Here is a 246-nt window from a genome sequence, read left to right as displayed (position 1 = left end):
CTGCTCGACCGTTATGGTGCCGCCGAACTGCAGGCAGCGATCGAGGAAACGCTCGCCAGCGATGCCGCGCCTCACCAGAATCCGGTGCGTCTGGCGCTGGAGCGTCGGCGCGAGTCGCGGCAGATACCGCCGCCGGTGACGGTGAACCTGCCCGAGCACGTGCGTAGCAAGGACACGCTGGTGACCCCTCACCGGCTCGACATCTACGACCAGATAACGGGAGGTGCTGATGAGCTCGCCTGAGAA

General features: G+C 65.9%; 1 pseudogene. It reads left to right on the top strand.

Annotated features, from left to right (window positions below):
- A pseudogene (locus F6X39_RS36285) lies at positions 1-243 on the top strand (IS21 family transposase); the annotation flags it as partial.
- Positions 244-246: the final 3 nt, after the last annotated feature.

The organism is Paraburkholderia sp. UCT2, from assembly GCF_014397665.1.
GTDB classification, from domain to species: domain Bacteria; phylum Pseudomonadota; class Gammaproteobacteria; order Burkholderiales; family Burkholderiaceae; genus Paraburkholderia; species Paraburkholderia tuberum.
Note: the sequence above shows the minus strand (reverse complement) of the source record. Positions and strands in the feature narration are given on the sequence as shown.